General features: G+C 58.3%; 23 protein-coding genes and 1 pseudogene. 7 read left to right on the forward strand and 17 right to left on the reverse strand.

Going from position 1 to position 22391, the window contains the following annotated elements:
• Positions 1-255, reverse strand: coding sequence for a hypothetical protein (locus PcP3B5_RS27320; RefSeq protein WP_043268683.1), 255 nt, complete (start codon positions 253-255; stop codon positions 1-3).
• 112 nt (positions 256-367) lie between these two features.
• Between PcP3B5_RS27320 and PcP3B5_RS27325 the strand changes: the two genes are divergently transcribed.
• Complete coding sequence (locus PcP3B5_RS27325) at positions 368-823, forward strand: GyrI-like domain-containing protein (RefSeq protein WP_061562910.1); 456 nt, start codon at positions 368-370, stop codon at positions 821-823.
• Position 824: 1 nt separating this feature from the next.
• On the opposite strand, the gene PcP3B5_RS27330 is transcribed toward PcP3B5_RS27325, so the two are convergent.
• The gene (locus tag PcP3B5_RS27330; protein ID WP_061562911.1) at positions 825-2897 is read right to left on the reverse strand and encodes an AsmA family protein; all 2073 of its coding nucleotides are present in this window, start codon (positions 2895-2897) and stop codon (positions 825-827) included.
• A 497-nt stretch (positions 2898-3394) separates the two neighbouring features.
• On the opposite strand from PcP3B5_RS27330, the gene PcP3B5_RS27335 reads away from it, so the two are divergent.
• Complete coding sequence (locus PcP3B5_RS27335) at positions 3395-3901, forward strand: hypothetical protein (protein WP_058071143.1); 507 nt, start codon at positions 3395-3397, stop codon at positions 3899-3901.
• Between the two features lie 69 nt (positions 3902-3970).
• Here PcP3B5_RS27335 and PcP3B5_RS27340 read toward each other — a convergent pair whose 3' ends face one another.
• Positions 3971-5272, reverse strand: a complete 1302-nt coding sequence (locus PcP3B5_RS27340; protein ID WP_009613359.1) for an MFS transporter — start codon at positions 5270-5272, stop codon at positions 3971-3973.
• A gap of 252 nt (positions 5273-5524) precedes the next feature.
• On the opposite strand from PcP3B5_RS27340, the gene PcP3B5_RS27345 reads away from it, so the two are divergent.
• The 3 genes and pseudogenes from PcP3B5_RS27345 to PcP3B5_RS32685 all read left to right on the forward strand — a co-directional run bounded on the left by PcP3B5_RS27345 (position 5525) and on the right by PcP3B5_RS32685 (position 7862).
• Positions 5525-5770 carry a DUF6868 family protein gene (locus PcP3B5_RS27345; protein WP_009613362.1) on the forward strand — a complete coding sequence of 82 codons (246 nt, stop codon included), beginning with the start codon at positions 5525-5527 and terminating at the stop codon, positions 5768-5770.
• Positions 5771-6077: 307 nt separating this feature from the next.
• Positions 6078-7007, forward strand: a pseudogene (locus PcP3B5_RS32680) (methyl-accepting chemotaxis protein); the annotation flags it as partial.
• Entirely contained in the window at positions 6999-7862 is an 864-nt protein-coding gene (locus PcP3B5_RS32685; protein ID WP_372242282.1) for a methyl-accepting chemotaxis protein, read from the forward strand. The pseudogene PcP3B5_RS32680 and the gene PcP3B5_RS32685, both read left to right, overlap by 9 nt.
• A 112-nt stretch (positions 7863-7974) precedes the next feature.
• Here PcP3B5_RS32685 and PcP3B5_RS27355 read toward each other — a convergent pair whose 3' ends face one another.
• The 3 genes from PcP3B5_RS27355 to PcP3B5_RS27365 are packed head-to-tail and all read right to left on the reverse strand — an operon-like array spanning position 7975 to position 9713.
• Positions 7975-8634: a DUF799 domain-containing protein gene (locus tag PcP3B5_RS27355; RefSeq protein ID WP_009613365.1), complete on the reverse strand. Its 660-nt coding sequence runs from the start codon at positions 8632-8634 to the stop codon at positions 7975-7977.
• Positions 8634-9005, reverse strand: coding sequence for a DUF4810 domain-containing protein (locus tag PcP3B5_RS27360; protein ID WP_061563343.1), 372 nt, complete (start codon positions 9003-9005; stop codon positions 8634-8636). The genes PcP3B5_RS27355 and PcP3B5_RS27360 overlap by 1 nt, the downstream gene beginning before the upstream one ends.
• A gap of 30 nt (positions 9006-9035) precedes the next feature.
• Positions 9036-9713 carry a CsgG/HfaB family protein gene (locus PcP3B5_RS27365; protein ID WP_009613369.1) on the reverse strand — a complete coding sequence of 226 codons (678 nt, stop codon included), beginning with the start codon at positions 9711-9713 and terminating at the stop codon, positions 9036-9038.
• Between the two features lie 577 nt (positions 9714-10290).
• On the opposite strand from PcP3B5_RS27365, the gene PcP3B5_RS27370 reads away from it, so the two are divergent.
• Both PcP3B5_RS27370 and PcP3B5_RS27375 read left to right on the forward strand, forming a co-directional pair.
• Positions 10291-11826, forward strand: a complete 1536-nt coding sequence (locus PcP3B5_RS27370) for a hypothetical protein (protein WP_061562913.1) — start codon at positions 10291-10293, stop codon at positions 11824-11826.
• Between the two features lie 350 nt (positions 11827-12176).
• Positions 12177-12629 carry a BRO-N domain-containing protein gene (locus PcP3B5_RS27375; RefSeq protein WP_061562914.1) on the forward strand — a complete coding sequence of 151 codons (453 nt, stop codon included), beginning with the start codon at positions 12177-12179 and terminating at the stop codon, positions 12627-12629.
• Positions 12630-12731: 102 nt separating this feature from the next.
• Here PcP3B5_RS27375 and imm45 read toward each other — a convergent pair whose 3' ends face one another.
• The 11 genes from imm45 to PcP3B5_RS31745 all read right to left on the reverse strand — a co-directional run bounded on the left by imm45 (position 12732) and on the right by PcP3B5_RS31745 (position 22235).
• Entirely contained in the window at positions 12732-13061 is a 330-nt protein-coding gene (gene imm45 / locus PcP3B5_RS31720) for an Imm45 family immunity protein (protein WP_070065543.1), read from the reverse strand.
• 137 nt (positions 13062-13198) lie between these two features.
• Positions 13199-14071: a PoNe immunity protein domain-containing protein gene (locus PcP3B5_RS31225; RefSeq protein ID WP_082816425.1), complete on the reverse strand. Its 873-nt coding sequence runs from the start codon at positions 14069-14071 to the stop codon at positions 13199-13201.
• A gap of 153 nt (positions 14072-14224) precedes the next feature.
• Positions 14225-14581 (reverse strand): hypothetical protein, encoded by a 357-nt coding sequence (locus PcP3B5_RS27380; RefSeq protein WP_061562915.1) that lies wholly within the window; start codon positions 14579-14581, stop codon positions 14225-14227.
• A gap of 107 nt (positions 14582-14688) precedes the next feature.
• The gene (locus PcP3B5_RS31725) at positions 14689-15255 is read right to left on the reverse strand and encodes a hypothetical protein (protein ID WP_141766015.1); all 567 of its coding nucleotides are present in this window, start codon (positions 15253-15255) and stop codon (positions 14689-14691) included.
• A gap of 199 nt (positions 15256-15454) precedes the next feature.
• Positions 15455-15958: a hypothetical protein gene (locus PcP3B5_RS31730; RefSeq protein ID WP_145923953.1), complete on the reverse strand. Its 504-nt coding sequence runs from the start codon at positions 15956-15958 to the stop codon at positions 15455-15457.
• Positions 15959-16144: 186 nt separating this feature from the next.
• Positions 16145-16489 carry a hypothetical protein gene (locus PcP3B5_RS31735; protein WP_070065517.1) on the reverse strand — a complete coding sequence of 115 codons (345 nt, stop codon included), beginning with the start codon at positions 16487-16489 and terminating at the stop codon, positions 16145-16147.
• A gap of 358 nt (positions 16490-16847) precedes the next feature.
• Positions 16848-17255: a hypothetical protein gene (locus PcP3B5_RS31740; protein ID WP_145923954.1), complete on the reverse strand. Its 408-nt coding sequence runs from the start codon at positions 17253-17255 to the stop codon at positions 16848-16850.
• 817 nt (positions 17256-18072) lie between these two features.
• Positions 18073-19485 carry a hypothetical protein gene (locus PcP3B5_RS27390; RefSeq protein WP_061562916.1) on the reverse strand — a complete coding sequence of 471 codons (1413 nt, stop codon included), beginning with the start codon at positions 19483-19485 and terminating at the stop codon, positions 18073-18075.
• Between the two features lie 164 nt (positions 19486-19649).
• Positions 19650-20129, reverse strand: a complete 480-nt coding sequence (locus PcP3B5_RS27395) for a hypothetical protein (protein ID WP_061562917.1) — start codon at positions 20127-20129, stop codon at positions 19650-19652.
• Between the two features lie 603 nt (positions 20130-20732).
• On the reverse strand, positions 20733-20996 hold the full coding sequence (locus PcP3B5_RS27400; RefSeq protein ID WP_061562918.1) for a globin family protein: 264 nt from the start codon (positions 20994-20996) through the stop codon (positions 20733-20735).
• 804 nt (positions 20997-21800) lie between these two features.
• Complete coding sequence (locus tag PcP3B5_RS31745; RefSeq protein ID WP_418338182.1) at positions 21801-22235, reverse strand: WapI family immunity protein; 435 nt, start codon at positions 22233-22235, stop codon at positions 21801-21803.
• Between the last annotated feature and the right edge of the window lie 156 nt (positions 22236-22391).

Genomic DNA, 22391 nt, shown 5'->3' on the forward strand with positions numbered 1-22391 from the left:
TCAGCTGAGCGCCGCCACCAGCTCGGCCTTGGTCATCCGCCAGCGCCCGCGCACGCCTGCGCGGGTCGCGCGCGCCAGCAACTCCTTGCGCGTCATGCCCAGCAACTTCTCGGTGGCCGGCTTGCTGCGCCGGGCGAGCCTGGCCAGGGCGTCCACCTCTTCCGGGCTCAGGCCCAGCTTCCCATAATGCGCCTGAACGTGCGCCCGCTGCTTCTCGTGGCGCGCCGTGTGGCCCTGCGTACCGTTGCGAGGCATGGCAATCTCCTTCTGCAAAAGGGGAACAGAGCAATGGACCGGGCGTTGCGAAAAATATTCAGCCTTTGTCGCTGCCGTCTATCATGCGAGCAGGAAAATAGGAGAGGACCTCATGAAACACCGCATCGTCGAATTGCCCGCCTTCAGCGTGGTGGGCCTGGAATACCGTGGCGACGGCCAGGACGGCAGCATCGGCCAGCTCTGGCAGCGCTTCCTGCCGCGCGAGCACGAGGTCGCCGCGCAGGCCGACGACCGCAGCGCCTATGGCATCTGCGCCCAGGCCGCCGGCGGCGTCTTCCACTACATTGCCGGCCTGCCGGTCGCACCGGGCACCGCGATCCCCGAAGGCATGGTGAAGTTCGAAGTGCCGGCGCAGAAGTACGCCGTGTTCACTCATATCGGGCCGGTGGAAGGCATCGCCGACAGCTTCCAGCGCATCCATGCCGAGCTGCTGCCCCAGCGCGGGCTGGAGCCGCGCCACGCGCCGTCCTTCGAGCGCTACACCGAGCGCTTCCACGGGCCGGACGACGCCACCTCGGAAACCGACCTGTACATCCCCGTCTACTGACTCAGCGCTTCGGCGCCCGGGCCGGCTGCTTCATCTGCGCCAGCAGGGCGGCGCACTGGTTGTCCTCGCTCTTGCTCGGCGCGATCAGCGCCAGCAGCCCGGCCGCCGGCCCCGCCGCCACGCCCAGGGCGACCATGCCGGCGCCGCGGGCGATCAGCGGGCCGGCGTGGACCCCGGCCTTCGGGTTCTTGAAGGTGCCCTGCACGTACAGCGGCGAGCGCAACGAGAACAGCCGCACGCCCTTGCTGTGGGGAATGATATCCAGGTCCAGCTGCTCGGTGGCGAAGTTGCTGGTGCCCTCGACGTTGATGATGGCGTTCTCGGTATCGAAGGCGAAGATCCGCGGCTGGGCCAGGCCCTTGCTGATGCCGACGTCGGCCGCCGCGCAGTTGATCTTCACGTCGTCGTCGCCGAACAGCTTGGCCACCAGGTAGTTGCCGACGTTCAGCCCGGCGATTTCCATCAGCCCCTTGCTGATCCGCCCGTCGTTGATCAGCAGCTTGAGCTCGCCGTTGGCGCCGCCGAGGATGGCCGCCACCGAGTTGCCGGTGCCGCTCAGGGCGGCGTCGCCGTTGAGTTCGCCGAAGCTGGTCTGCATGGGCGCGAAGCTGGGGAACAGCTGCTTCAGCTTGAAGCCGCGGGCCTGCAGCTGCACCCGGCTCTGCATCGGCGCCTTGCCGCCGTCCAGGCGGATCTGCGCGGTCAGGCTGCCGCCGGCCACGCCGAAGCGCAGCGGGTCCAGGCGCAGCAGGCCGTTCTCCAGGCGCAGGTGGGTCTGCAGGTCGCTGATCGGCAGTTTGTCGCTGTGGACGATGCGCTTGCCGGCGAACTCCACGTCGGCGTCCATGGCGCGCCAGCGCTCGGTGCGGAACTCCTCCACCGGCAGCACCTTGTCCGCCGGCTGGCGGGTGCTCTGGCCGCGCGCCTGCTTCTGCGCGTTGCTGTCGGCGCCGATCAGCGGGCCGAGGTCGGCCATGCGCAGCTGCTCGGAGGTCAGCTTGCCGCTGAGCCGCGGCCGCGGCTGGCCGTTGACGAAGGTCAGGCTGCCGTGCAGGTCGCTCTCGCCGACCTTGCCGTTGAAATTCTGGTACTCGAAGCGCGCGCCGGCCGGCTCGTGCAGCTGCGCGCGCAGGCGGCCGTCGGTGGAATAGGCCGGGGTGTCCGGCAGGGTCACGCCGGTCAGCGGGTAGAGGTTGGCCATGCTGTTGCCGGCCAGCTTCAGGCGCAGGTCCAGGGCGCCGAGGTGCAGCGGATCGGTAAGGGTGCCGACCACCGCGGCGCGGGTGTCGCCCACCTTCACCTCGGCCTGCAGCGGGAACGGCCGGCTGGCGTCCTCCAGGGCCAGCACGCCGCCCACCTTGCCCTCGCCGGCCAGCGGCAGGCCCTTGTAGGTGCCGCGCACCTTCCAGCCGAACACGTAGTCCTGGGTGGCCGCCGCCTGCTCGCCGCCCAGCGCCTTGCCGGCCAACTGGGCGAAGGGCACCGGCTTGCCGAGGCTGTCCACCAGCACTTCCAGGCGCGTCTTCAGGGTCTGGTCGTCGAAACCCACGCGGCCCTTGTCGAAGCCGATCTCGCCGATGGCCAGGGACCAGGGCGTGGGCTCCTCGGGCTGCCCCTCTTCCTTGGGCGGCAGGGTGAAGGTCCAGTTGGCGCGGCCATCGGCCAGGCGCAGCAGGTCGGCGCTGGGCTGCGTCAGGCGCACCTGCGGGATCACCACCTGGCGCCACAGCAGCGGCAGCGGCGAAAGGCGGAACTCCACGTGCTTGAGGCTGGCGAACTCGGCCGCGCGGGTCTTGCCCTGCGCCCAGTCGGGGTTGCCCAGGGTGATGTCGCTGGCGGCGAAGTGCGGCCAGGGCACCCAGGCGCGCCAGCCGCCCTCCTCCGGCTCGCGCTGCCAGAGCACCTGCAGCTCGCCGTTGATGGCGAAGGGGCGGCCGATGGCGGCGGAGACCTTGTCGTTGATCAACGGCCGCACGCGGTTCCAGTCGAAGGTGGCGATGAACGCCAGCGCCGCCACCAGCAGGGTGAGCAGGCCGGCAAGGCTGAACAGGCAGATTTTTGCGCCGCGCGTCATGCAGAACTCCTTGTCGCCGCGTCGGTTGGGTGCGCCCAGGCAGGCTCTTCTACCGGGTTGGACCGCAGGGCGCCGGCGAAATGCCGGAAAAATCGCCGGGGCGGAAAATCGAACGCTTCCCCACCGTAGCACGCCACCCCGGCCGCACGCCGGTATCCGCGCATCGATGCAAGCCGACGCCATGCCCCCAGAAACAGGCGCAACCGCTCTGGCATGCGGCTTAGCGAGCGACCGGGCCGCTTGCGGCGATAGCCCTGGCCTTTTGCGCTGGTAGATTCATCTAATCGACAGATATTAACAATTACGTCGATACGCCCCATCGAGACCATTGATAGAAGTCAATATTCACAATCAATTAATTGTTTTTAAAGGAATAAATCAAACATCATCGGCATCGATAACGACAATTGCCCGGCTTCGTTTTCAAATCGATAATCCAGATTGGATACTGGCTCCGTGTCCAGAACAACACCCCTTTCCTCCAGGAGCCACACATCATGAAACGCACTCTCACCTTCGGTTTCGCCCTTTCCCTGATCGCCGCCAACCTCGCCTTCGCCGCCCCGCAAGTGGCCGAGAACGGTTCCTCCTACAGCGTCGACCGTCTGCACCAGCAAATGCAGGCCCGCGTCGCCGAGAACGGCAGCGGCCAGACCATCGACCGTCTGCACAAGCAACTGAGCGAGCAGGTCCGCGTTTCGGAAAACGGCAGCAGCCAGACCATCGATCGCCTGCACAAGCAAATGGGTGAAGAAGCCCGCGTGGCCGAGAACGGCAGCAGCCGCACCATCGACCGCCTGCACCAGCAGATGGGTGAAGAGGCTCGCGTAGCCGAGAACGGCAGCTCCAACACCATCGACCGTCTGCACAAGCAAATGGGTAGCGAAGAAGCCCGCGTGGCCGAGAACGGCAGCAGCCACACCATCGACCGTCTGCACGGCGCCATGAGCGTTGCCGAATCCGGTGGCGACACCGTCTTCAACGCCCACTTCCGTCAGGTCTGAAGCCACGCGCAGTACACCGCAAGGTGAAAGAAAAGCCCGGTATTCGCCGGGCTTTCTCATGTCTGCGGGTCAGCTCGCCTGGTCGGGCGAACCGTCGGAGCGGCCGATGCTCGGCGGCGCCTCCACCACCAGCTCTTCCGGCACCTCTTCCACTCGCGGGTCGAGGGTGGCGGCCATGGGGCTGACGGTGTCGGGCATGGCCACGTGGTGCAGCGGCGCCTCGTCGACGCGGTGGATGCCGGTGACGCGCCGCGGCTGCACCCAGAAGATCAGCACCAGCGCATAGGCCGACACCAGCATGTAGAACATGCCCGGGCCGAAGTGGCTCATCAGCGCGCCAGCGAACAGCGGACCGATGCACGCGCCCACCCCGTAGGTGGTCAGCAGCATGGCCGAGAGCGCCACGCGTCGCGGCTGCTCGACGTGGTCGTTGGCCAGGGCCACCGCCAGCGGGTAGAGGGTGAACAGCAGCATGCCGGTGACGAAGCCGTTGGCCAGCAGCGCCCAGTACGGCAACTGGATCAGCCCCCACATCGGCGCGGCGGCCACGCACAGCAACAGCGCGTTGCCGCGGATCAGCCAGCTGCGGTTGACGCGGTCCGACAGCCAACCCAGCGGCCACTGCGCGCAGAAGCCAGCGACGATGCACATGCCGACGAACAGGCTCGACTGCGAGGTGTCCAGCCCGTTGCGGTTGGCGTACACCGGCGCCAGGCCGTAGAAGGCGCCGACCATCAGGCCGGCGACGAAGATGGTGCCCAGCGACTGCGGCACGCGCTTCCAGAAGAAGCCGATCTCCAGCGGCGCCGCCACCAGCTTGGCCGGGTGCACGCGGCGCGTCAGCGCCAGCGGGATCAGGCAGGCGGAAAAGCAGATCGCCACCAGCAGCAGCGGCTTGTAGTCCAGCGCCGGGCTCGCCGCCAGCAGGCCCTGGCCGAGCACCAGGCCGAGGTCCACCGCCACCATGTAGCCGGCGAACACCTTGCCGCGCTGGTGCCCTTCGGCCTGCTCGTTGAGCCAGCTCTCGATCACCATGTACTGGTTCATCATCACCGCGCCCATCACGAAGCGCAGCGCCACCCAGACCGCCAGGGTGTCGATGAGCGCGTGCAGCAGCACGATCACCGTGGCCAGGCCCGCGCAGGCCACGTAGGAACGGATGTGGCCGAAGCCGGCGATCAGCTTGTGGCCGAACTTGCCGCCGCAGACCAGGCCGAAATAGTAGGCCGCCATCAGGCCGCCGACCCACAGGTCGCCGGCGCCCTCGGCGGTCAGGCGCAGGCCCATGTAAGTGGTGAACAGGCCGGAGCCGGCCAGCATCAGGAGGGTGGCGGTGTAGAGCGCGGGGAAGGTGACGAGCGGGCTGAACATGGGGCTACCTCGCCGGGCGACGCTGCGCACGGCGGACGAGAGGACCTGGGAGAGGGGCCGGGAAACCACGGGCGCAGCGGGGCGACCACCACCGCGCGGGAACCGGCCGCGGGCCACGCCGCAAAGCCGCGGCACGGCAGTGGCGCATTATCCACGGCGGCCGGCCGCCCCGCCATTGGCCGCGACGTTCGGCGAGTGCCGGAACCGTCCGACATAGACGCCCTCGAATGAAAAAACGCCCGGGAGATCGCCATGAACGTCAGAGACCCGCAGGAATTCCTGCTCTGGTGCACCCTGCTCAACTACGCCGTGCTGCTGCTCTGGTTCGGCGCCTTCAGCCTCGCCCACGACGGCCTGTACCGCCTGCACAAGCACTGGTTCGGCCTGGGCCGGGAAGCCTTCGACGCCCTGCACTACGGCGGCATGGCCATCTACAAGATCGGCGTGCTGCTGTTCAACCTGGTGCCGCTGCTGGCGTTGTGGATAACCGGGGGCTGACCGTCCCCGGAACGGCGCGCCGCGTTTCTGGCGTCAGATTTTTCTTACTTTTCCTACGGTTCCACCATGCCCTGCCGATAACTCCTCCCTGGCGCGGTGCGCCTTGCCATGGCCTCGACAAGAACAATCTCCGAATGGCCTGCCTTCACCGAACCTTCTTTGGAGATCGTCAATGCATAGCTGGATATCCAACCTGAGCGTGAACCTCAAGTTGGCCCTCGGCTTCGGCGTGGTCCTGGCGTTTACCGCCATCCTCGCCGTGGTCAGCTGGGTCGGCCTGGGCTCGCTGATCGACCGCAGCAACTGGATGAGCGACATCACCGAGCTCAACGCCCGCCTCACCAAGCTGCGCATCACCCGCCTGCAATACATGATCGCCGACGGCGGCGAGCAGGAAGCCGGCGCCGTCATGAGCGCCCTGGGCGAATTCAAGGCCCACCAGCAGAAGCTGCGCGGCTACTTCGTCAGCCCCGAGAACGTGCGCATGCTCGACCAACTGGGCGGCGTCATCGCCGACTACGAGAAATCCCTGGCCGCCATGCGCAGCGGCTACCAGAACGCCAACGCCACCCGCCGCGCCCTGGAAGGCGAGGCCGCCCGCGCCGGCGAGCTGACCGCGCAGTTGCAGGAAGACGTGCTCAAGGCCCCGGCCGACGAAGAACGCGCCGCCCGCTACCAGGCCATCAGCCGCACCCGCGAGGACCTGCTGCAGGCCCGCTACGACGTGCGCGACTACCTGGCCACCGCCCTGTCCCGCGATGGCGACGGCGTCACCCGCCACCTGGACGAAAGCCTCGCCAGCCTGCCGGCGCTGGAAAACACCCTCGGCCCCGACCTGACGGCCCGCGTGCAGCAACTGGGCGCGGCGTTGCGCGGCTACCGCGAGGGCGTGCAGGCCCTGCGGGCGAACATGGCCGCCATCGTCCAGGCGCGCAAGGAAATGACCACCCAGGGCCAGGACATCGTCAAGCTCAGCGAATCCCTCTACCAGTTGCAACTGGACCGCCGCGACATCGAAAGCGCCCGCGCCCGCAACCTGCAGGTGCTCTTCACCCTGCTGGCCCTGGTGCTGGGCGGCCTGGCCGCGCTGGTCATCACCCGGCAGATCACCCGCCCGCTGCACGCCACCATGGAAGTGGTCGACCGCATCGCCGCCGGCGACCTGTCCCGCGACATCCAGGTCGAGCGCCGCGACGAACTCGGCCGCCTGCAACAGAGCATGCAGCGCATGAGCCACAGCCTGCGCGACCTGATCGGCGGCATCCGCGATGGCGTGACGCAGATCGCCAGCGCCGCCGAGCAGCTTTCGGCGGTCACCGAGCAGACCAGCGCCGGCGCCAACAGCCAGAAGGTGGAAACCGACCAGGTGGCCACCGCCATGCACGAGATGTCCGCCACCGTGCAGGAAGTGGCGCGCAACGCCGAGCAGGCCTCCCAGGCCGCCTCCGCCGCCGACCGCGAAGCCCACGACGGCGACCGCGTGGTGAACCAGGCCGTGGAACAGATCGAGCGCCTGGCCGAGGAAGTGGAACGCTCCGCCGACGCCATGCAGCGCCTGGAACAGGAAAGCGAGAAGATCGGCAAGGTCATGGACGTGATCAAATCAGTGGCCGAGCAGACCAACCTGCTGGCCCTCAACGCCGCCATCGAAGCCGCCCGCGCCGGCGAGGCCGGCCGCGGCTTCGCCGTGGTGGCCGACGAAGTCCGCGCCCTGGCCCAGCGCACCCAGCAGTCCACCGAAGAGATCGAAGCCCTGGTCGCCGGCCTGCAGAGCGGCACCCGCCAGGTCTCCAGCGTCATGCTCGGCAGCCGCGAACTGACCGCCAGCAGCGTGGCCCTGAGCCGCCAGGCCGGCGAATCCCTGGGCAGCATCACCCGCACCGTGTCGAACATCCAGGCGATGAACCAGCAGATCGCCACAGCGGCCGAGGAACAAAGCGCCGTGGCCGAGGAAATCAGCCGCAGCGTGGTGAGCGTGCGCGACGTGTCCGAACAGACCGCCGCGGCCAGCGAGGAAGTCGCCGCCTCCAGCGTGGAACTGGCGCGCCTGGGCGGGCAGTTGCAGACGCTGGTGAGCCACTTCCGCGTCTGATCGGAATCGTCTGATTCCCCCGCCAGGCCCGCCTGGCGAAAGCTGGGCAGGCCCTTGCTGAGGGCGGATGGGTCATGGCAGGGACGCCGTCCCCGTCCTTACAGCCGGCAGATCAGTCGGTGCCGTACTTCGGCGAACGCGGGCCGTACAACAGCGCACCCGGCCGCCCGGCGGACAGCAGGCGCTGGCTGGCGACACCGGCGATGGGGTAGCCGGCATCGTCCTGGGCGCTGCTGATGATCTGCTTGACCGCCGCGGTGATCAGCATGCCCAGCAGGCCGCCGTTGTTATTGCTGCTGCCCTCCTCGCTGGAGGCGGTGGCGCTTCCCGTCCACAGCGTGGTGCCGGTCTTCAGGTCCACCAGCTTGGCCCCGGCGGTCACCACGGTCGCGCTGCTCAGCACCATGTAGCTGGTGCCGTACTGCGTCACGGTGATGTATAGGGCCGCATCCGCACCGAAGATTTCCTGCAGCTTCGCCGGGGACACCGCATGGATGTCCGCCGGGGTGGAGAGGCCGTTCTGGCGGAACGTCTCGGCCACCAGCGCCACCGGCAGCACGTAGTACCCGGCCTCGGCGAGCGGGAAGGTCACCTGCGAGAGCATGCTGTAGGTCGCCTTCACGTCCGGCGAGTCGTTCAGCGGCGGCAGCACCAGGATCGAACGCGGCCGGGCCTGCTTGTAGGCCGAGTAGTCGACGGTCTTCTGCGGCGCGCAACCGGCGAGCAGCGCCAGCGCGAACAGGGCCAGCAGGGTCTTGATCGGGTTCCACATCACTTGCTACCTCCCTGCCTTGCGTTCTTCAGCAGAAAATCCATGTAGGCCGACGACTCCGGGAACAACGCCTTCTCGGTATTGAACTGCTGGACCATCTGGTCGTCCTTGCCCAGGCTCGAATACAGCAGGCCCAGTTGCGCGTGATAGCCCGGCGGAACATGGCCGTCGGTGGCGGCGATCTTCTGCAGGTCGCGCTCCAGCGCCTCGGCCTGCGCCTCCTTCGCCTCGGTGGTGAAATAGTCGTGAACCTGGGACTGGTAGCTTTCCCACTGGTACAGCGTCTTCGGCGAGGAACACCCGGCAAGCGACGCCACGCCTGCGCACACCAGCGCCACCAGGCAGCCCCTGGAAACAAAGTTCTTACCCATGAACATCACTACTCCCTGCTTTTCTTCGGGTTATCGGGCCGGGTTCCAGGCGCCGCTGTCCACCGCGTTCACCAGCTTGTTCACCGCCTCGCGCATGGCCAGGTCCAGGACCTTGCCGTTGAGCGTGGAGTCATAGCTGGCGGTGCCGCCGAAGCCGATGATCTCGCGGTTCGACAGCTCGTACTCGCCCGCCCCCTGCGAGGAATAGACGACCTCGGAAGTGCTGATGTTGACGATGTTCAGCGCGACCTTGGCATAGGCCACCTGGGTCTTGCCGCGCCCGAGGATGCCGAACAACTGGCGGTCGCCGACTTCCTTGCGGCCGAACTCGGTGACGTCGCCGGTCACCACGTAGTCGGCGCCCTTGAGCTGCTGGGCCTGGCCCTTGATCGCGGCTTCCTGCTGGATCTCGCTCATGTTGTCGCGGTCCAGCACGTTGAAGCGGTTGGTCTGCTGCAGATGGGTGATCAGGATGGTCTTGGCCTGGCCGCCAAGGCGGTCGACGCCATCGGAGAAAATCCCCCGCATGTAGCTGGAGCGGTTATCGAACTTGCCCACCGCGATGGGCGAACGCACGCCGGAATACGGCTTGTTGACGCTCTCCACCTGCTGCACCGGCAGCGCCCTGGAGCTTTCCGTGGCACAACCGCCGACCGTCAGCAGGGCGGCGGACGCCACGCCCAACAACAAGCCCCGGGACATTTTCATCTTCACACTGCATTCCCCCTCGGAAATCCAATAAACAGGGCCGCCAGCCAATGCCGACGGCCGACCTCTCAATGGCCAGGCAATGCCATAGAGCCACCATGGCAACCGGAGCCACGATGGGCCCGGGCACCCGACGCGCACGGCGGAACCCATGCGCGCAGGCATGCGAGGAAGGAAAGTTCGAGCACGGGAAACGCAGCCGCTACAGGACGTACCGGCGTGAACGGCAGGAAGAGGCGAGACAAGGCCTGGCATCCAGCCTGTGGGAATGAACTGCATCCCGTCGATCCTTCGAAAACATCTTGTTACCTGGCCGCGCCATTAAAACACAAGCATTGAGCCACCACCCATACCACCTACGTGGAATCAGAAGTGCCTCAAGAAATCCTCTTCGCGCAGTGGACGGAACCGCGGCTCCAGCACGGCGCTCCTGGCCCTGGCGAGCACATCGGCGCGCAACAGTCCATGCAAAAAGCCCTTTCCCCAGCGTTTTTCAGATGCGTCCTAAACCCATCGCATAGCGAAGCAAGCAGTCTCCGGGCAAGTTCTGGAGAACCGCAACCTAGAGCCTTCCGCGATGAAAACGCAGTCGAACGACGCCACCCGGCGCCCCGATGTTGCCTACCTGGCAACCCGGACACGAGCCCTCTACCACCGCCTGGTCGACCTGGATTCCGCACGCCTGCCGCCAGCCACACGCCTCAAGCAACTGGAGCGTTCGCGAGCGGAAGTCTTCGACCTGGGGCACAACCTCGCCGAACTGCTCGGCGACCGACGGGGCAGCACCGAGCGACGGCGGGCGGACAAGGCGGCGCAACTCATCGCCGCCCTGCACCGTCGGCTGATCCAGGGCTACTGGGCCCTGGCCCGGGGCGAATGCACCGAGGCGCAACTCAAGGCACTGCTCTTGCAGCGCACGCTGCGCAGCGCCCAGGAAATCCACTTCAGCGCCCTGCTCAACGGCCAGGAGGCGCCGGCCGGTTTCTGGCGCCTGCTCCATCGCCTCTACGCCAAGGCCCGGCAGGCGTCGCTGCAGGACATCGACGTGAAGGACCCGGAAATCCCGGAAGCCCGCAGCCAAAGCATCAGCCGCGGCTACCTCGGCGCCCTGCTGCTGGCAAGCTCGGCCCCCCTGCAGATGCCCGGGGAAGCCTTGCAGGTGCTGATCGAATCCCTGGAAACGCTCGCCTCGACGGCCCGCCTGGGCAATGCCCGCGACACCGACCGCTGGATCATCGCCAGCGACCGCGACCAAGCGTTCCTCGACATCGACAAGGCGCCCGCCACCGAGGGCCAGCTGGCGCTGCAACTGGACGAAGCGATCAAGGTGATGCAGCACTTCAAGGGCCTCGGCGGCGCCAAAGAGGGGTTCGACCTCAAGGACCACCTGCTGCGCAGCTGGCGCGGCCAGCCGCCCGGCGCCGACTGGGAAGCCTGCCACGGCTTCGGCGCACTCCTGGAGCACCTGGGCGCCGGCAAGGACGAGGCCGCCCTGGACGCCCGCCACTTCGCCCTCCAGGCCAAGGCGCAGGACGTCTGGGCAATCCACAGCGACGGCCGGGCCGGGCTCGACGAAGAAGTGCCGCACCTGGAACCCATCGAATTCAAATCCCCCAGCGAAAGCGCCGCCGAACGGCCCCCGGTCATAGCGCTGAGCCAGGTCACGCCCCTTTCCAACGGCGTATCCGCGCTCTGGAGCAACGGCGAACCCCCACCGCCCAAGGCCGGCGACCTGCTCGGCATCCGCCCCGGCTCCGAAGCGCCCTGGCAACTGGCGCGCGTCGACAGGGCAACCCCGGCAGGCAACGGCCAAGCCCAGCTGACCCTCGCCTGGCTCTCGAAACACCCCCGCGCCTGCCGCATCACCCTGCGCAGCAAACTGCAGGAAAGCGCCCCGCGCAACGCCCTGCTGCTGGACGACGCCGGCACGACACGCATCCTCTGCCCCACGCTGCCGCTGGCCAGCGGCAAGAAGCTGCTGGTGGAAGAGGCTGAAAGCCGCTACATCGCCCTGCTCGGCGAGGCGCTGGACAGCGAAGCGGAACCGGCCTGCTTCAGGTTGCAGCGCCTGGACATCGAGGTGGAGGCAGAGCCGGCTGGCAGCCCGGGATAAATCCGCCGCCTTGTCGCCGAGGCCCGTCCTACAGGGAATTTCGGAAATTATCCGTCTTCCGCCGCTCCAGCGACCTGCCTATCCTGCCCCGGCCACGGTCAGTCCCGTGGCCGGGTTTGACAGTCCGACGAATAGGCGCGATGCGCCAGAAGGTGCAGGCGAAAACGGCGAACGTTTTCGCAGGCTCCCGCACACCTGCAGTTTTCTGCTGCAATCCTCCATGGCGGATCGTGCGGGGGAGACCTTCGGGTCTGCCGGTTCCTATTCCCGGTCTGTCACCTCCGCACGGTCCGCCTCCATTCGACTGACAGCGGATGGCGGCGGCTCCTCAATGGAATAGGAGTCCGACAATGCACGACGCATACACCCCAACCACCTTCATTCGCCACGGCCGCCCCCTGCGCGGCGTGATGATCGACAACCAACCCTGGTTCGCCGCCCAGGACCTCGCCCGCCTCCTCGGCATCGGCTACCCCCAGCGCTTCCACTACCGCTTCCGCCCCCACGAAACCCGCCGCATCCACGTCCGCTACGCCACCGACAGCGAAGAACCGCTAGACATGATCAACGAAGCCGGCCTCTACAAGGCCCTGATCCGCTTCGGCCACCCGGAAAGCCAGCACCTGGACCAATGGCTGAGCCGCGAAGTCATCCCCACCCTGCGCGACCGACACACCCCCGACGACCACACCCCCCGCCGCGTACTGATGAGCTGGCAGGCACGCCGGGTGATGTTGCTGGATTGGCAAGGGGAGCTGTGGGTGCCGCTGGAGGAGATGCCGAGGTTGATGCTGGATCGGTGAGGGGCAGGTGCGGCTATTTACTGGTTCAGGAAAAAAGAGACAGGCTTATTTTGTGAGGATAGGAAAATAAGTCTGTTTCCTTTTCGCTCCCTTTCAGCTCCGCTAACCCTTCGGCAATGAAGCTGGCGCTGGAAACCTAGCACAATAGACGTCTCCGACATCAACCCCAGGAAAGAACCAGCGCTGCCAATTCTCGATAACCCATCTTTTTTTAAGGCACCTTCCTTCGGTACTTTCAACTGGGAAAATTGCCAAATACATACCCGCCTTCTGCCCTGAGACAATCAGCCCTCCCATTCCCCTGTTCCGGTCCAGCGGGTCAAATACAATAATATCCACATATTCCTCATACAACCCACCTGATGGAGATCTAATTACAACACCCCTTGCTATTAGATCATCAAAATCAGAGAGCCTTTTCCACTCATCCATCATCTAGTCCTCAAATGGTAAGAGCCAGAAGAATCCTCCTGATTCCTGCAAAATGGGGACAGATTTATTTTCATCACTCTAGTCCTGCCCATCAGATCAGTTTTAGAGTAAAAAATAAATCCACCCCCTTTTACTTTCTATTTACTTAACAACCTCGACCACCAGCTTCTCCTAGGCTCGTCGCGAGCTGGATGTGTGGATGGACCATCCGGACGCAGCAAATCTCCAGGATAATACTCATGTCCTATGCACAAGGAGTCGTCAATACCAAAGGCCTTTACTGCCGCCACTGCTTCGATGCACCAGCGCCCGAAATAGCTCCCCTTTTCCAATGGATGTTTTTCCGGATCACCATAGATGTACCAGTAAGGTTCAACACTGGGAGTCTTGCGACTTTTAGGCGCCGGCCGCTTAAGCTCCGGATACCAGTGGTCGATAAAATCTCGCAATAATCCAGCCTGCCTCTCTCGAGGTGCATCAATGGCCTTGAGCAGCCTCGCATAGGGTTTCGCATGTAATAGTACCGTCCCAATTTTTCGCTCAGGCTGGCGGCTAGCAATAATGCGATCCAGCAGTATGTCTTCGCCCTCTCCATCAATAAGCTTTAGTAAACGTCGCCATTGCACATCAGGAACGCCCAAGGCTAGTGCCAATCCTACAAGCCAGAAGCACCAATTATAGTGATTAAGATTTGAAAGCCTAAAATCCCAGTCTCGACAAGTAGCAATCTTGTGCTCATGGCACACTTCACCAGCAAGCTTGTTTGATAACCCCCAGTTATCCAAGACCTTTGGGAAATACTGAGAAAGCTCACATATGGGGTCACCTCGCGAATAACGACGAAGTGTTAGCCGAAGATACCTTTCCGCCAGATTAAAAACAAACTGCGGCTCATAAACTGGATTCTGGCTTGGCGAGGAAATCAATACCGAATTATCAGCCACTACCCCCAGGTCAAATTCAACCCTTGAATTCCAGTACGAAAGATCACCAACAGCACACCGAATCACTGTTGCGCTCCTATCAAGTTAGCCTGAGAGGAAAGAGCAAAAGGCTCGCAAATAGGCAGATGGCTTATTTTTATCATTTCAACCCTACCCGTCCAGCCAGCTTCAAACCAGAAAAACAGCCCCTTTCTTCTTAGCACTAGAAATAGGGCTTGCCTATTCTTCATCCCAGAAATTACCAGGAGGTGCATATTCACCATCTTTCAAAATCGCGCACCAACCAAAATTAGTATAAAACATTTCAAGGTCAATAACTTTATAGGTATCAATTCCAATTTTCCTCAGTGTAATCAGGCCATTTGCATAGTGTGTATATTCACCCCCACCTCCTGCAACTGCTCTTAACTCCAACTCTCTTCGATCCCAATCACAGACAAATCCGGATGATGCGGGAACAGTATCTGAAAAAGAAATCTCAAACTCTTTAGACACTTTACACAAGCAAGGAATTCGGCTTTGCCTAAGCAACTGTTCAGCTCTCATATCTTGTGGGAATCTTATAACCAGCTTCATTTAAGAGAACTCTTTCAAAAAAGGGGACAGATTTATTTATCACACCCTAATCCTGCCCAGTCAGCCAGCTTTAGAGTAGGAAAAATAAATCTGCCCCCTTTTCGTTTCTATTCAACCTTCGACTCATATACACTTAGAAGCCTCTCCATATAGTCTTTTTTAAAAACCCCTTGCCTAACCTGCCTTTCCAAATACTCTCTCCCCACAAAATAATCCCCTCTCAGCTTCTTCAAAATTCCATTTAACCCTTCCATCCAAACAAAAACACCAAACTCCTCTAGCATCTCTATATACAAAGCCCAATCAGCAGTATCTGAAAAAGCAATTACTCTTGCTCGCCCACCCTCAAATATGTGCTTCTCATATGATGAAACCAGAACATCCAAGTACTTGGATGCATCATCAAGAACATCCATATCGATAACGCCGGAGACCTCATGACCACCGTCTTCGAGCACTAGGACAAAGCAGAAGAAAATTTTCGTCGCACCTAATCCTCGGGAAATAGAAAAAAGGTCGCGCAGAAAGTCATCCTCATAAAGAACCTCTCTTTCCACAATGTTCGCCCCAGCTTTCTTAATCTTGAAAACATACTCTGGCAATAACTTTGAAGAATCTACAAGACGGGACAACAAAGCTTCAAATTTCTCAACCACTCTAACCACCGAAATCATGGAATCTCAAAAATTACCTCACCAAAAGAGACAAATTTATTTTCATCACTCTAACCTTTTCGCCAGATCAGCCTTAGAGCAGGAAAAATAAATTTATCCCCTTTCCGGCGTCAACTCTAGAAGAAGCTAACCGTTTCCTTTCTGCTATTTCCGCTTATTTCTAGATCGCCTCGCGCTTAGAACAAAAATATAACCATCACTATTTCCCGCGCTCTATCCCCAGAAACTTAAGTCCTCCTGTCAATAACTGTCTCTCAAGTGAATCAGCCACCAAGATACCCTCTTCATATTCTTCCAAATTATCTGAAAGCCAGCTTTCACCATCCCTAACCAAACAAAACTTAACTACCGCCCCAAACTCATCACAAGAAATAATAGCTTGAAGCTTCCTACAACCTGTCCCTTCAGCCCCCCGCCAACTCTCAAATAGAGCTTCCACAAATAGGCAGGCCTGTAAAACAAAATCCGAAGCCACATAGTCGTCTATGTGAATTGAATTGATGAAGCATTCATAACCAGTCCTATCTGGAAAACTATCTAAACGAGAATTTCCGCCTCTGGTTTTAAGGGCGGCCAAGAATGCGCATCCATCATCTATAACAAATCCACCAGCAAGCAGATCGAGTAAACTTCCAGCGAGAGACTCTTCCCCCCGACTGATACCTCCCACCACCTCTTTGAATTTTTTATTTGCCGCTATCAAAGTGACTATCCCAAATACTTTTCCATACCTTTAACTATATAGCCCGACTAAGTCGCCCACCATCCAGAAGCTTGTTTACAGACCTCACGAAAAAGGACACATTTATTTTCATTACTCTAATCTTGCCCTCAGATCAGATTTAGAACAGGAAAAAGTAAATCCGCCCCCTTTTTGGTCACTTTTTAACTAAACTCCCGACAGAAAGTCACTATACCTTGCTGGCAAGACATACCCCTCTGGGATTGAAGGCCATGATTTTTGCCCATTGACCAAGAGCATATCATCTATCAAATCCTGATAAAGACCTGAGATATTTAGCGCAGAAACTCTAACTCTAGTTAAGGCACACTGCATTGCGACTTTATCATCCACCTCGACCGTTCTTCTAAATAGAGCTACGGCCAATCGAAAATCCTCTAAATAACCTTCATACCTTCTAGCAACATTTGACACATTTAAGCCTTCCGCGATACCACTTTCGAAACTTGTTCTCAACAGCAGTTTCTCTAGAGTTATAATGCTTTCAATCATTTCGACCTCCTTCCTAGAAAAAGGGATAAATTTATTTTTCCTACTCTAATTTCGCCCCGCCGGCCCCTCGCCTCTCAATTTGCAAGCCTGTCAGGTGCTCCACTCCAGTCGAATAATTCAGGGCCGGTTAGCAGGTTGAAGAAGGCGTAAGCGTCCGTATTCGATGTATACCGACGGGCGCGCTGCTGTTGATGAATGACGGCCTGGCGCCTAGGATTCATCTGGGCTGCTCCTTGGGCGCGGTGTGTGTTCGCAACTATCACCGTAGACCAAGAGCAGCCTTTCTTTTCTGGATCAATCAGTTAGCGCTTAAGTAAGAGCCATTCAAATCTGCTCCTTTTTATTTTGGAGCCTTTCGCTAGATGGAAACTATTCGAAATATAGATGGAAGTTTCAAACACAAAACCTCGACCCATTCGTTCTGCGTCAAAATTGCCACATGTTTTATTTGGTCTCGCGGATAGATCCCGCAGCTTTGCCCATTAAACCAGTCTAGAAACTCAGAATTCTCTACAAGTACAACTGGCCCCACAGGGCCATCAACCTCATCAGCTGTCCAAGTTGTACACAGATAAGAACCCTCGTCCATGCTGCGTTGAGCTAGAGGAGTACCCTCAAAATTAATTTCTATTTTTTGCGCATCTTCCTGCGAAAACTCGGCCACCAATATCCGATATCCTTTTCTATCATAATATAAGCCAACAAAATCCAGCCGTTCAGGAAGCACAAATTCCGTTGGAAATCTTCTATGAATACGCGTTCCCATAGCATCAATACCTAATCTTTACCGACTCACTTGGATACGAGAAAAAGGGGAAAGCTTTATTTAAATCGCTTTTCGATTTCTTATTTCCGGTCAAGATCAGCATTCCCTGTTCTACACATACCTAATTTGAACCAAGTCTTATGCCTTACTCAACCTTAGCCTTTCCTATCTTAGCAACTACTTTTGCACCAGTTAAACCTCTACCAAAACAGCCTCCCTCAATAAATCCATGGATTTTCCATCATGCATAAAGAGACAACTCTCGGCTTCCAACACACTAAATCCACAATTCCCACAATTAAAATAGACACCAACACAAATATCAGAAGCGCACTTAAGCCTATATTCAAACACCGAAAATACACACTCCCCCAAATACCTATCAAGAAGATTCACTTCCCGAACAGGATAGGCAAACTCATCATTAATATCACACAAATCTAGGAGTTTCGGCTCAACTGCCTCGCTATGATAAAGAGCCACCCCCTCACCAATTGTGAGCGAAAACCATCTAGAGCCCAAGGTCTTAAAAAACAAAACCAAACAGGCACACACCAAATCCCCACTCATATAGAAGGATCTAACCCTGAACCCGCTGAATTCTTTACCTAGAAAATCCATCACCATAGACCAAATTAAAATTTAGAAGACTTCTCAGGGATCAATGTATCAAATTCATACTTCCCACCTGGCAAAACTCTCAAGCTAACAGTGCTGTTTGTTTTAGCGCTGTAGACATGAATCAAATCATAATCACCTCGAACAGAATCCTTCGAAATCACCTCACTCACAGAAGTAATATTCGAAAGAGCATCTCTCACTGCTGCCTTTGCCTGCTCAACACCAGTCTTGCTTTTTTCAAACGGCAATCGTCCTTGACCAATTTTTCACCTAGCTTTCTATTCAGATTTTGAGTCTGTGATGCGATGCAATCATCAACCCCACCAAGGTCGGGGGCCTTCATGCTCCCTTTTGCACCATCCTGCCCATTCTCATTAATCATAGCCCCAGGGCGAAGCGACGGATCTGTCTCCGCAGGTGTCGTCATGCTTGAACCACTCGGCTCCACAGTCCGACTATCACCGGTGCTAGCTGGCAGTTCAACCTTCCCACCTGCACCGTAACCATTGCTATCCGGAGTCGATGCTCCTCGCTCCGGAATCGGGAAGATGAATTTACCCAGTTCCCCCTTGTGGATTGGGAACCCATCCGTACCCAACAGATCGGCCAGGTTTTCGAGCCGGCGTCGCTCGGAATCGGAAAGCTTTGCCAGTGCATCAGCCGGTTTCTGCTGATACTCGGGGTTATTGGCGATTACCTCTCCACCAACCAGCACACCAACCAGCACACCAACCAGCAGTACGACTGCCACGGCGCCAATAGCCTGGGCAAAACTGGCACTTCCCGACGGCCCTCCCGGACCTTGGAGTTGCCTCAGGAGATCAAGGGCTTCGTTAGCCGCTGCGGGGTCCTGGCGAGCCAGGTCTGCCAAGCGGTTGGCCACCAACTGCCCGGGCTCGGTGCCTGCAGCGTCCCCCATTTGATATTGGAAGAGCTTCCGCGCCGCATCGCTCCGCTCGTCAGGTGAGCCATTGAGCATTTCATTGCGAGCCTGGGCACGCTGCCTTACCTCATAGACTTCATGTGCATACTCCGCGGCCTCTCCCACCTTCTCTACGGAGTTGGAGCTGATGTAGAGATCTTCCTCGCGCTTCTTGTCCTTGGTGATTTCCTGGGCCCTATCGGGGTCGCGGTTCAATCCCGAGAGATCCTGATCAGGGTTGTCGCGCACGACTATCTCACCAGCACCTCCCGTGGCGCGGTTGATCTGTTCGCGGTCACGCGAGCTGTACTGCCCCTGAAGAATCAGGTTCGATGCTTTGCCCTCGTCATTGCGCACCAAGGGTTTGCCGTCGGCACCTTTTCCGGCGAAGGAGCCTCCGAAGCTAATGTCGTAGCTCTTGTAGTGGTCCTTGTCGCGGATGTCGCTGTAGCCAAGCGTACCGGTATCGAGTAGCAGGTTGCCGTTGCCGGCAGTCACGACGGCGCCATCGATCTGGGTATGCTGGCCGGTGTGGATGTCGACCTGGTTACGCCCTTCCAGGCGAGTCTGCTCGCTGACCCACTGGCTGGCCCCCTTGGTCTCGCCTAGACCGATATTGAGACCGCCGCCACCACCAAGGCTGAGCGAACCGCCAAGGCTACGGGTGACGCTACGTTCGTTGATCACGTCGCCGGTCTAGAAAAGAGAAAAGGAGATTTATTTCTCACACCCTAATCCTGCCCAGTCAGCCAGCTTTAGAGTAGGAAAAATAAATCCCCTTTTCGGTCTACCGCAAAATTGTTAACTTAGCCAACCTATGAGGAAAATTGCAACGCTTTTCGCCCTGTAATTTAGAATTTCTCAATGAGCGACATAACAAGCGAATAAAAATACCCACGCCCCACAATCACATCAATATAAATATTTTCATCTTCATCAAATACAAAAAACCGCTCCTCCGCGTCAGATTGCACAAGGCCAACCCCCCAGCCATCCAGCAAGTAAGGGATCGAATAAAAGAATATTCTTCCAATATCCTCCTCCCCTATATTTAAAAATCTATACCTCTCGCACCTCTTATCTTCATACTCATAAAGAACGCAATACCATATCTGCGCCAACTCTTTAGAAGAGAACCCCAGCAACGCAGGATAGTAGCGCCGATCACGGTCCTTACACCCATAAAGCCAAGCGTTCTTCATCGAAGCCAGATCGTAATCCCAGCTCTCAGGACCTATGCGCTGCCCTTTAGCCAATAAATACAATTCACCAACACCATTCCCCAGTGAAAGAAACTCAAATGCTAAATTATCAACATCCCCAATCACCATGGTGATTTACTCCCTTTAGCCTTAAATCCAAACACTTTCAGAACCTGAGGATGCATATCTTTCTGCTTTAGCGGATTTCTAGAATCCCCTGTACTTCCGGCCCAATGTACAGTTCCATCTCCACTTTCAAAATATCTGTAAATTGACTGCCCATCCGTACTAACCCCCCACCAAGCATTCCCTATCTTAACGGCGCTCTTATATGCATCAGCATAGTCCGATGGTTGAACTCCAGCACTAGGTCTAAACCCATCTCCTCCCGGAACATATTTAGGGTTGGTCACCAATGTAGGCTTCTCTTCATTATAGACATTCCCCAACCCCGGCATGCTTTCCGCCGGAGTACTCGTACTCCATCCACCCGACTCATCAATCCGACTGCCACCGGTACTGACCGGCAGCTCAACCTTCCCACCCGCACCATATCCAGAACTCCCCGGATCAGCCTTATCTGGTCCATTGTCTGCCGGATACCCCAACGGACGCAGAGGACCCAGATCAGCAATAGGCAGCGTGGTAATGCTACCGTGCTGAAAGGCGACCCCGGATTAAGCAGCAGTAGATAGACCGCCAGCCTCTGCACCTCCTCGCGCACGCTTGCACTCAGTTGCGGCGCACCTTCTGCCAGGCTTCCTGGCCTTGAGGCGTGGAGGCAATCAATGCCGCACCGAGCGCCATGGCTAAGGGGACTTCTAGAATCTGCGCGAAGTCCTGCTTGCCTCCTTGGGATTGCGCCAACAAGCGCTGCATGACATCCATTGCCTGGGCGGCTTGCTGCGGGTTTTGCTCCGCCAGCGCGCCGATCTGGTCGGCTAACCCCTGCCTAACATCCGTCGGAAGGCGGCCACCACCATAGCAGTCGAGCAAGCGGCCTGCCGCGTCATGCTTCTCCTGGACACTGTCAACTTAACTCAATTGATTTCAACTACCCCTCGCCATCGCACAAAATAACGACCGTACCGTACGGACAATCTAGAGTTATTACCCTGTCCTTGTACTCATCATCAACAATTCCGGTTGCCTTACGAGTAGGGCTTTCAAATCTAATCTCTAGAAAGTAGCCCTCCCCATTAGCTTGATTTGGCAAGGCATCTTTATCCCCTTGCTCAGACAAGATTTTTTGAATTTCCTCAATATGAATTGACGCCATAAGCCCTCCGCGAACTCAAGGCAACGGAACAAAATCGCCTTCTCCTTAGACACTTTGCATAAGCAAGGAATCCGGCTTTGCCTAAGCAATTGCTCAGTTCTCATATCTTGCGGGAATTTTATAACAAGCTTCATTTAAGAGCACACCTTGGAACAACAACCTCACCCGAAAAATTCTTCTCGAAAGTATTTACAGGACTAAAATACTGCATACCATGGACCGAAAAGGATCTATTTCTCACACCCGAATTCCGCCCAGTCAGCCACTTTTATAGCAGGAAAAATAAACCTGAGCCCCTTCTCGCACCAAGAAGTTGCCTTGCACTGTAAATGCTATCTATGGCTCCAGCCTGCCACTTGCTTTATCTCTATGGCCTTCAAGGGCTGAAGCGTCAATCAACGCCGGGAATCAGACTGTCACCGTAAACCAAGAGCGGTCTTTCTTTTTTAATCAATCAGTCAGCACCTAAGTAAGTTCCATTCAAATCCCCTTTCAAGCAACCCATTCCTTCCGAGAAGCTCTCAATGCCTTACTGGGAACCTCTCAATCAGCATATCAACATCTCTTATTAATCGCTTCAAATCGCCATCAAAGACCTTAAAGCTCAGCACAAACTCAGAATCAACCCCATATCGATATTTACCCCCTAACGGATGAAAGCCAAAGTCTAAAACAATATCAATAACTCCAGACTCCCCAGCCAAAAAACCAATCTCCCCCTCGGTAAACCTCAGCTGACTCCCAGATACCCAGCAACAACTAAGATCTTGAAGCCATTCTTTCAAAGCAAGCAACTCAAAGGTTCTAAGGCAAGCATCAGTGGCACACCAATATAGCTCCCCAACCCGCGCAGCCATCTTAACAATCAACCAGTTGGAGTCATAAATATCTTTAGAGTAGGACTCCTGATATTCAGCCACGTCAAAATAAAAATAGGTATTAGCACCTTTGATCATTGGCACTATTACTCCTCTTCGATCATCGTACATGAAACGTAGAACTGCTATCCGTATGCTCGACCTCAAAAAGGGAACGGATTTATTTTCACCACTCTAGTCCTAGCTACCGAAACAGCTTCAGAGTAGAAAAATAAATCTGCTCCTTTCGTCACT

The sequence above is a fragment of the Pseudomonas citronellolis genome (assembly GCF_001586155.1).
In the GTDB taxonomy this organism is placed as follows: Bacteria; Pseudomonadota; Gammaproteobacteria; order Pseudomonadales; family Pseudomonadaceae; genus Pseudomonas; species Pseudomonas citronellolis.